This is a genomic window from Mesorhizobium sp. M7A.F.Ca.CA.004.04.2.1, assembly GCF_004022825.1.
GTDB lineage: Bacteria > Pseudomonadota > Alphaproteobacteria > Rhizobiales > Rhizobiaceae > Mesorhizobium.
Genome location: NZ_RZPH01000407.1, coordinates 1 through 5,028, shown reverse-complemented (window position 1 = coordinate 5,028; position 5,028 = coordinate 1). Strand labels below are relative to the sequence as shown.

9 protein-coding genes are annotated in these 5,028 nt (G+C 62.1%); 4 read left to right on the top strand and 5 right to left on the bottom strand.

Annotated features, from left to right (window positions below; genetic code table 11):
* Window positions 1–43 precede the first annotated feature (43 nt).
* From EN893_RS18615 to EN893_RS18605, 3 genes are all read left to right on the top strand, one after another.
* Window positions 44–718 (top strand): septation protein A, encoded by a 675-nt coding sequence (locus tag EN893_RS18615; protein ID WP_127268190.1) that lies wholly within the window; start codon window positions 44–46, stop codon window positions 716–718.
* A gap of 95 nt (window positions 719–813) precedes the next feature.
* Window positions 814–1,434 (top strand): pyridoxamine 5'-phosphate oxidase family protein, encoded by a 621-nt coding sequence (locus tag EN893_RS18610; RefSeq protein WP_127268189.1) that lies wholly within the window; start codon window positions 814–816, stop codon window positions 1,432–1,434.
* 36 nt (window positions 1,435–1,470) lie between these two features.
* Window positions 1,471–2,001, top strand: coding sequence for an NADPH-dependent FMN reductase (locus EN893_RS18605; protein WP_127268188.1), 531 nt, complete (start codon window positions 1,471–1,473; stop codon window positions 1,999–2,001).
* Window positions 2,002–2,026: 25 nt separating this feature from the next.
* Here EN893_RS18605 and EN893_RS18600 read toward each other — a convergent pair whose 3' ends face one another.
* Together EN893_RS18600 and EN893_RS18595 are read right to left on the bottom strand one after the other, a co-directional pair.
* Window positions 2,027–2,233, bottom strand: a complete 207-nt coding sequence (locus EN893_RS18600) for a 4-oxalocrotonate tautomerase family protein (RefSeq protein ID WP_127268187.1) — start codon at window positions 2,231–2,233, stop codon at window positions 2,027–2,029.
* A 91-nt stretch (window positions 2,234–2,324) separates the two neighbouring features.
* Window positions 2,325–3,245, bottom strand: a complete 921-nt coding sequence (locus EN893_RS18595; RefSeq protein ID WP_127268186.1) for an SMP-30/gluconolactonase/LRE family protein — start codon at window positions 3,243–3,245, stop codon at window positions 2,325–2,327.
* Between the two features lie 261 nt (window positions 3,246–3,506).
* Between EN893_RS18595 and EN893_RS18590 the strand changes: the two genes are divergently transcribed.
* A complete protein-coding gene (locus tag EN893_RS18590; protein WP_013528833.1) occupies window positions 3,507–3,674 on the top strand; it encodes a hypothetical protein in 168 nt (55 codons plus the stop codon).
* Window positions 3,675–3,831: 157 nt separating this feature from the next.
* Here EN893_RS18590 and EN893_RS18585 read toward each other — a convergent pair whose 3' ends face one another.
* From EN893_RS18585 to EN893_RS18575, 3 genes are all read right to left on the bottom strand, one after another.
* Window positions 3,832–4,410: a DsbE family thiol:disulfide interchange protein gene (locus tag EN893_RS18585; RefSeq protein WP_127268185.1), complete on the bottom strand. Its 579-nt coding sequence runs from the start codon at window positions 4,408–4,410 to the stop codon at window positions 3,832–3,834.
* Window positions 4,407–4,574: a heme exporter protein CcmD gene (gene ccmD, locus EN893_RS18580; RefSeq protein ID WP_127268184.1), complete on the bottom strand. Its 168-nt coding sequence runs from the start codon at window positions 4,572–4,574 to the stop codon at window positions 4,407–4,409. The genes EN893_RS18585 and ccmD overlap by 4 nt, the downstream gene beginning before the upstream one ends.
* Before the next feature lie 124 nt (window positions 4,575–4,698).
* Window positions 4,699–5,028, bottom strand: a 330-nt coding sequence (locus EN893_RS18575; RefSeq protein ID WP_206640136.1) for a heme exporter protein CcmB, incomplete at its 5' end; no start/stop codon positions are given.

Below are 5,028 nucleotides of genomic sequence, written 5' to 3'. Positions count from 1 at the left end.
GTGCAGACTTTTTGGATCAGATCATGCGCAAGAAAGAGATTCCATGAACCCACCCATTCTCGAACGCGATCCGTCGGACCCGCAGAAGCAGAAGAAGGAAGGCGTCAATCCGCTGCTCAAGCTGGTGCTCGAGCTTGGGCCGTTGATGGTGTTCTTCTTCGCCAATGCGCGCAGCGGATGGCTGGTGCAGAAATTCCCTGTTCTGGCCGAGTTCGGCGGGCCGATCTTCGTTGCCACCGGGCTGTTCATGGCCGCCACGGCAATCGCGCTGATCGCCTCGTGGCTGCTCACCCGCACCTTGCCGATCATGCCGATGGTGTCGGGCGTCGTCGTCTTCATCTTCGGCGCGCTGACGCTCTATCTGCAGGACGACATCTTCATCAAGATGAAGCCGACCATCGTCAACACGCTGTTCGGCGGCGTGCTGCTCGGCGGCCTCTACTTCGGCAAGTCGCTGCTTGGCTATGTCTTCGATTCAGCCTTCAGCCTCGACGCCGATGGCTGGCGGAAACTGACCTTCCGCTGGGGCCTGTTCTTCCTGTTCCTGGCCATCGTCAATGAGGTGGTGTGGCGCAATTTTTCCACCGACGCCTGGGTTACTTTCAAGGTCTGGGGCATCATGCCGATCACGCTTCTATTCACCTTCAGCCAGATGCCGCTGATCCTGCGTCATTCACTCGAGGACAAGGCCGGCAAAGAAGAGAAGGCCGGGAAATAGAGCAACTCCAAGAAAAGTGTCCGGAGCTGCGTCAAAACAAAGGGAAACAGCGGTTCTGCGTTCGTGAGACAATGAACCGTTCTGGGGAGAGGGACATGGAATTCATCACCACGCACGACCAGTTGAGGACGATCTACAAGACGCCACGGCCAACCGACGGTTCTATCCGCAAGGAGCTGAAAAAACTTGACGGCCATTGCCGCTCCTTCATCGGCAAGAGCCCGTTCGTGCTGATCGGCTCGTCCGACGGTGCCGGCAACGCCGACGTGACGCCGAAGGGCGACAAGCCGGGCTTTGCCACCGTTCTCGACGACACCACCATCGCCATTCCCGACCGGCCCGGCAACAACCGGCTCGACACGCTGGAGAACATCCTCCTCAATCCCTCGGTCGGGCTGCTCTTCCTCATTCCCGGCATGAACGAGACGCTGCGCGTCAACGGCGATGCCCGCATCACCGTCGACGCAAATTTGCGCGAACGGCTCGCCGTCGACGGCAGGGAGCCGCAAAGCGTCGTCGTGGTCAGCGTCAAGGCCGCCTACATGCACTGCGCAAAAGCCTTCATGCGCTCGGATTTGTGGAAGCCGGAAACCTGGTACGACCGCGCGACGCTGCCGACGCTCGGCCAGATCATGCGCGATCAGCTGGCGGTTGCCGATTCCGCCGAGGCGACCGATCGCTGGCTCGACGAGGAATACAAGAAGACGATGTGGTAGGTTTTTCGACCCACGATTCGTCCTGACTGGTCCATCTTGCTGAACATCCTTGCCATTTCCGGAAGCCTGCGCGCGGCTTCCACCAATTCGGCCCTGATCGCAGCACTGGCGCGCAACGCACTGCCCGGCTGCCGCGTCAGCGTCTATGACGGGCTTGGCTGTCTGCCGATCTTCAATCCCGACGACGAGGGCGAGCGGACGCCGCTCGAAGCCTCCGAACTGATCGATGCCGTCAGCCGAGCCGACGGCGTGATCGTCTCCTGTCCGGAATATGCCCATGGCGTACCGGGCGGGCTGAAGAACGCCCTCGACTGGCTGGTCTCGCGCGATGCCGCTGTCGCCAAGCCCGCCATGCTGGCACACGCCTCGCCGCGCTCGCTGTTCGCCCGCGCCGCACTGGCCGAGATCATGCGCACCATGTCGTTCGCACTTTGCGACGACGTGCTGGAGATTGCCCTGCTCGGCAAGAAGCCACCGGAGGTGGAGGGCATCCTCGACGAGCCGGGGAACCGGCAGGCGATGCATGATGCGCTGAATGCCTTCGCGGAGTTTATCCGCTCGCGTTGAGCGGCGGCCACCCCAGACCTTCGAGCTAGCCCTTTCGCAGCGTCTCCACATCAGTCTTCCCAACGTACCAATCGCGCGCGTTGATCTCTTCAAAAACCACCCAGACATCGTCGTTGCTCAGCCCGGTGGCGTCCATGATGGCCGCCGTCACCTTTTTGGCGATGTCCGCCTTCTTGCCCGCCGGATCGGCTGATATCACTTCCTTGACGATGCGGATGTTGACGAATGGCATTTTGTCCTCCCGGGATGTTCGTGCTCGCGACCCGCTTCGATGAAACCGTCGAACGGCCGCCAGTGCTCCAGTCTCAGCCAGTGCTCCAGTCTCAGTATGTCTTGGCGCCGTTGACCATCAGCCGCACCATGTAGAGCGACGTGGTGCCGGCGATATAGAGGCAATTCAGCTTGTTGCCGCCGAACACGCAGTTGGCGGTGACTTCCGGCACCTTGACCTTGCCGATCAGCGTGCCGTCCGGATCGTAGCAATGGATGCCGTCGGCGGCACTCGTCCAGATGCGGCCGTCCTCGTCGAGCCTGAAGCCGTCGAACAGGCCGGCCGTGCAGTCGGCAAAGATTTTCTCGCCCGAAACCTTCTTGCCGCCCTTGCCGACATTGAAAACCCGCATATGCGCCGGATTCTGCGCGCCATGCGTGCGGCCGGTATCGACGACATAAAGCTTGCTCTCGTCGAGCGAGAAAGCCAGGCCGTTGGGCCGGACCATGTCGGTGATGACGGCTTCGACCTCGCCCGTGCCGGGATCGACCCGGTAGACATGGCAGGCGCCGATTTCGCTCTCGGCCCTGTCGCCCTCATAATCCGTATCGATGCCGTAGCTCGGATCGGTGAACCAGATCGAGCCGTCGGATTTCACCACCGCGTCGTTGGGCGAATTCAGCCGCTTGCCCTTCCATTTGGACGCGATCGTGGTGACCGAGCCGTCGAACTCGGTGCGGCTGACACGGCGGCCCGAATGCTCGCAGGTGATCAGCCGGCCCTGCCGGTCGACGCTGTTGCCGTTCGAATTGCCGGACGGCTGGCGGAAGACGCTGACATTGCCGTCGGTTTCGTCATAACGCAGCATGCGGTTGTTGGGGATGTCGGACCAGACGACATAGCGGCCGGCGGCGAACCAGGCCGGCCCCTCCGCCCACTGGCATCCGGTGAACAGCTTCTCGACCTGCGCGTTGCCGTTGAACAGGCGCGCGAAGCGCGGATCGAGAATTTCATAATAGTCTGCGGCCGCCATGCTTTCCTCCCGGCATCAATGACACCGGATCAAGCCAGCCGGAGGGACAGAAGGCAATGTGGGTACGCACAGTGTCATGCAAAAGATCGCTTGCCGGCTCTGCGCATGACGTTAGCGCCGTATTAACCGGCTATGCGTCCAGCGCAATGGTGCATTGCAACATCTTCTTTTTGCAATGCACCATTACTATGTCATGCTTCGTATCGATCAAGGGAGGAAGAAACCGCCGCCGAAACGCGGCGCCAAAAAAGGAACCTTGCTATGATCCTCGACAGTCTCATGACCCGCGCTCGCAACAGCATTGCCAAGCGCAAGCACTACAACCGCCTTGTCGCCGAAATCGACAGCTTTTCCAGCCGCGATCTGGCCGACATGCGCGCCGACCGCTCGGAAATGCTCTACCAGATCCACAAGCAGATCTACGGCTGATCTCGAGTCCGATAAGACGCACCGCCAAGGTGCGTTGAGATTCAGGTCAGGCCGAGACGAAAACGGTGGTTTCCGAGAACCGGAGCGGAGCGTACTTAAGTACGTGAGCACCGGAAGCGCAGGAAGCCGCCGTTTGCAGCCCGGCATCACCTGAATATCAACGTGCCGCCAGCGCCTTGTCGATCTGTGGCAGCAAGAGATCCCTCGCCGTCTCGGGCGTCAGCGGGCCGACATGCTTGTAGGCGATCTTGCCGTCCTTGCCGATGACGAAGGTCTCCGGCACGCCGTAGACGCCCCAGTCGATCGCCGCGCGGCCCGCTTCGTCAACCCCTATCGCCTGGAACGGATTGCCGAGATCGCCGAGGAACCGGCGTGCATTTTCCGGCCGGTCCTTGTAGTTCAGCGCCGCCATGGTGAAACGCTTATCCTGCGACAGCGCCAGAAGCACCGGGTGCTCTTCGCGGCATGGCGCGCACCACGACGCGAAGACGTTGACCAATGTGACCTTGCCGGCGAAGGTTTTCGAATCGAGCCCCGGCAGGTTTGACCCCTCCAGCGCAGGCAGGCTGGTTTGCGGCGCCGGCAGGCCGATCAGGGCCGATGGCACTTCCGAAGCATCGCGCCCCGACAGCAGCTGCGACAGGAACAGTCCGGCCAGGCCGAGGAAGATCAGCAGCGGCAACAGCACGAACAGGCGACGAGTGCGTGGGGGTGGCGTTTCCGTTTCTGTGGTCATGGCTTTGCCGCCTTGTCGGAGCGCCGCCGCACGCCGGATGCCTCCAGTTCGGCGAGTTCGCGCTTGCGCGCCCGCTGGTCGAGCAGGATCCAGCCGATCAATCCGGCCAGCACCACGGCCGTAATGCCATAGGCGGCGGTCACGTAGAGTGCATGCGCGCTCATGCGACGGGCCTCGCTGAAGTGGGGGCTTCCAAGCCGATCATGTCGCCCAGTCTAGACATGCCTTTCCCTTAGCCTCGCTCCGTCGGCTTCGCAATCGGTCGCCGCGCCGCAGTCATACGCCACATCAATCCGTTCCATGCCGCAGCGCCAGCGCCGCCGAGACCGGGCCCAGCACGCCAAGAAACAGGGTCAGCGCGGCAAGAATGAGGAAGGGCTGCAGAAACGGATCGGGATTGGCGGTCGCCCCATAGCTCGCCGAAACACCGAAGATCAGCACCGGAATGGTCAGCGGCAGCACCAGTACCGAGATCAGCAGCCCGCCACGCGGCAGCGCCACTGCCACCGCAGCACCGGCGGCGCCGATGAACGTGATTGCCGGGGTGCCGACCAGCAGCGTCAGCGACGTGGCGCCGATGCCGAGCGGCTCCATGTTCATGAACAGGCCGAGCAGGGG

Coding starts and splice junctions, on each gene's coding strand:
- EN893_RS18615 (WP_127268190.1), top strand. CDS start 44: ATGAACCCACCCATTCTCGAACGCGATCCGTCGGACCCGCAGAAGCAG.
- EN893_RS18610 (WP_127268189.1), top strand. CDS start 814: ATGGAATTCATCACCACGCACGACCAGTTGAGGACGATCTACAAGACG.
- EN893_RS18600 (WP_127268187.1), bottom strand. CDS start 2,233: ATGCCATTCGTCAACATCCGCATCGTCAAGGAAGTGATATCAGCCGAT.
- EN893_RS18595 (WP_127268186.1), bottom strand. CDS start 3,245: ATGGCGGCCGCAGACTATTATGAAATTCTCGATCCGCGCTTCGCGCGC.
- EN893_RS18590 (WP_013528833.1), top strand. CDS start 3,507: ATGATCCTCGACAGTCTCATGACCCGCGCTCGCAACAGCATTGCCAAG.
- EN893_RS18585 (WP_127268185.1), bottom strand. CDS start 4,410: ATGACCACAGAAACGGAAACGCCACCCCCACGCACTCGTCGCCTGTTC.
- ccmD (WP_127268184.1), bottom strand. CDS start 4,574: ATGAGCGCGCATGCACTCTACGTGACCGCCGCCTATGGCATTACGGCC.